4 protein-coding genes are annotated in these 3,285 nt (G+C 30.9%); 2 read left to right on the top strand and 2 right to left on the bottom strand.

The window, feature by feature from the left end; genetic code table 11:
- Window positions 1–300: 300 nt before the first annotated feature.
- Together CD129_RS13235 and CD129_RS10090 are read left to right on the top strand one after the other, a co-directional pair.
- Complete coding sequence (locus CD129_RS13235; RefSeq protein ID WP_160149099.1) at window positions 301–462, top strand: hypothetical protein; 162 nt, start codon at window positions 301–303, stop codon at window positions 460–462.
- Window positions 463–853: 391 nt separating this feature from the next.
- Window positions 854–1,111, top strand: coding sequence for a hypothetical protein (locus tag CD129_RS10090; protein WP_115336953.1), 258 nt, complete (start codon window positions 854–856; stop codon window positions 1,109–1,111).
- 421 nt (window positions 1,112–1,532) lie between these two features.
- Here CD129_RS10090 and CD129_RS13485 read toward each other — a convergent pair whose 3' ends face one another.
- Both CD129_RS13485 and lqo read right to left on the bottom strand, forming a co-directional pair.
- Window positions 1,533–1,634, bottom strand: coding sequence for an SE2200 family small protein (locus tag CD129_RS13485; RefSeq protein ID WP_019468545.1), 102 nt, complete (start codon window positions 1,632–1,634; stop codon window positions 1,533–1,535).
- 38 nt (window positions 1,635–1,672) lie between these two features.
- Window positions 1,673–3,169 carry an L-lactate dehydrogenase (quinone) gene (lqo, locus tag CD129_RS10080; protein ID WP_115336954.1) on the bottom strand — a complete coding sequence of 499 codons (1,497 nt, stop codon included), beginning with the start codon at window positions 3,167–3,169 and terminating at the stop codon, window positions 1,673–1,675.
- Window positions 3,170–3,285 lie beyond the last annotated feature (116 nt).

The raw sequence follows: 3,285 nt of genomic DNA, 5'->3' as shown, positions 1-3,285 counted from the left end.
AAAGTCATTGAATTATCAAACCCCGTTGGAAGTATTTATGAGTTACATGGATGTAGGTAAACTGTCTAGCTTATTTTGACAAACGAAGTGAGATAAACAATAACCCATCTCGATCTAAATATTTTTAATAATAAATATACGAAAAGTAATATAATTGTTTATATAAAGACAAAAGGTGCATATCTTTTTAGCAATATCACTAACAAAGGGAAGCGTATCACAAATAAAACTAAAAAAACGATGTTGAACAATAATATTCATTATGAATTTTTTGAGTAAATCTTAGGAGGAGAAATTAAATTGATTAAACCTAAAGATATAGTTCAATTTTTAAAGCCATGGTTTTTGGCTCTTATATTTGTTGTTTTTATACTTATTCAAGTAGCAGGTTTCACTGGTTATAGTGAAGATTTTTTCGGGCTATTTCATATTGGAATTGGACAATTAGGTTTACTTTTATGATTCAGCTTGGCATTTTTATTGTCTGGTCTTGTTACCCTTATTTACTTGCAGTATTATAAAAAACTGATGGAAAAAATAAGAATGATTGTATAAAAAAATGAAGTCTGTTGTTATTTTTGTGACATTTTTATAGGTGGATTTAATTTATATAAAGATATATACCTATCAGACACAAAGAAAAATGCTTTTTTATGGCAAAAGTCTGAATATGTGAGTTTATTAGGTTCTACATTTTTAATATTTTGGTGTGAAAAATCAACAGATAAATAGTAGAGTTATACAAAAGGAGGTTTGCTATAATCTACCCAACTACAACATATTGAATCTGTAAACATAAATGATTTGTAAGATTAGATTCCGTTTAATTACTCTATATTAGAAAACTTATATTTTGATTTTTGAGAAAACTGACTCATTTTTGGATTTAACAAAAAGTTACGAAATCAATTATTGGAAAAGCATGCTATTTAATCGCATGAGTCTACTAATTGGAAATTATACATACACGGGGTTCTATTATAATCAGGGTATACCTGATGAAGTTTGGTATAAGTCACTTGGTTCAAAAGGACAAGCAGTTGAACGTTTTCCAGATTTTAAAGAAGAAGACTATACTAAACAATTGCAGAGAACAAATATAATGAAATGAAAGGATTGTTGAGCATAATAAAAATTACGCATGGTACTTATATTTTGCATTTTGAATTGCTGTCCATATTTGAAAATCACCGATTGCTTTGCCACCAGCCTAAGAACGTTCTCTTAAAAACTAATTTGCACCTAATAACAATAGATATTTTGTCATATGAGCTTCCTAAGTTTTATGAAATGGTTAACATATAAAAATAATACTATATAAAATTATATTTGGAATGAATTTTGAGGAATATGAATTTTATTGATTTAAATAGCGTTAATTCGTTTAAGGGAGAGTAGAACAGAACTTGTAGTATGCTTAATAATATAGAAAATAAAAAAGACGAATCCGCTTAAGCGAATTCGTCTTTTTACAATTAAGAGTGGGGATCGTTCTAAACTCTTAATTTAAGCCCTACAATTGTTAGTTGTTTTTAATATTCGATATTCGGTGCTTTATTCACGTGTTTTTGATAACGTTTTAAAGCGCAAAAACCGATAGCGCCGATTACTGAAACTACTAATAGTTTTTTCATTTTTTCACAATCCTTTAAAATTATTATGCATTAAACTACTATTTACTATAATAGTTTAGGTTTAAGCTTTTAGAAGTTTGTTGACGTGTCCGTCTCATTAAATCAGGATTATCAATTAATGATTGGCCATAAGATGGAATCATTTTTTTGATTTTTGGTGACCATTCTGATTTATATTCAGGGAAGTTTTTCTCTAATACTTCTAATGCAACTGATACTGAGGTAGAAGCCCCTGGAGATTCACCTAATAATGCAATTACAGTATGATCTTCAGAATTAACCACTTCTGTACCAAATTGGATAAAGCCTTTACCATTTTCAGGTGTATCTTTGATTACTTGAACACGTTTACCAGCATTGTATAATTGCCAGTCTTCATCACGTGCTTCTGGATAGAATGTACGAAGATGATTCATTGTACCTTCTTTAGTCATCAAGATTTGATCAATTGAGTATTTAATTAATGGTAAGTTTTTAACTGCTGATGCTAATAAAGTTGTGATGTTATATGGTTTAATAGATTTAAATAAATCTAAATTAGAACCTTGTTTAAGGAATTTAGGTCCAATATTAGCGAATGGTCCAAATAATAATGTACGTTCACCATCAATGTAACGTGTATCTAAGTGAGGTACAGTCATTGGTGGTGTACCTTGTGGTTCTTTACCATATACTTTAGCATCGTGGGCTTGTATAACATCTGGATTTGTACAGATTAAGAATTGACCAGTGATTGGGAATCCACCTAAGTGTTTACTTTCAGGAATACCAGTTTTTTGTAATAGTGGAATTGCACCACCACCAGCACCAATAAATACATAATCAGCTAGTTGTGTTTTTACACTACCACTGTTACGTTGACGTACTTTAACTTCCCATTTACCGTCTTTACGTTGGTTAAAGTCCATCACTTCGTGGTTGTATTGAACATCTATATTAGGTTCTTTTTCTAAGTTTTTGGCCATTTTACGCGTAAGTTCACCAAAGTTTACGTCAGAACCTTCATCAATTTTACTAGCTGCCATAATGTCACCTGCACTATGACCTTCCATCATTAACGGAATCCATTTTCTCATTTCTTCAATATCTTCTGTATATTCAATATTGTCGAACATTGGGAATTCTTTCATAGCTTCATAACGATCTTTTAAAAATTGAACGTTATTTTTACCTCTTACAAAACTAATGTGTGGTAACGGACGAATAAACTCTTCAGGGTTACTGATTGTTTTGTTTTGAACTAAATGACTCCAAAATTGTTTTGATAATTCAAATTGTTCATTGATTTCTTTCGCTTGCTCAATGTTAATTGAACCATCTGGTTGTCTAACTGTATAATTCAATTCACATAAAGCAGCGTGTCCTGTACCAGCGTTATGACGCTCGTGAGAACTTTCATCGCCTGGACGATCTAAACGCTCGTATAATTTAATATCCCATTCTGGTGCTAATTCTTTAATCATTGTACCGAATGTAGTACTTAATACCCCAGCGCCGATTATGAGAACGCTTTTTGACTCTTTGTTAGTAGCCATTATCTAATCACCTCTCCTTATCTCAACTTGCAACTATAGTATAATACTAATTCACCTATAAATAAAATACATATTTGTTATAGGTGCCATTCTAATATGGAATGGCACCTATAACA

Origin of the sequence: Mammaliicoccus fleurettii (assembly GCF_003970575.1) — a bacterium.
GTDB classification, from domain to species: Bacteria; Bacillota; Bacilli; order Staphylococcales; family Staphylococcaceae; genus Mammaliicoccus; species Mammaliicoccus fleurettii.
Note: the sequence above shows the minus strand (reverse complement) of the source record. Positions and strands in the feature narration are given on the sequence as shown.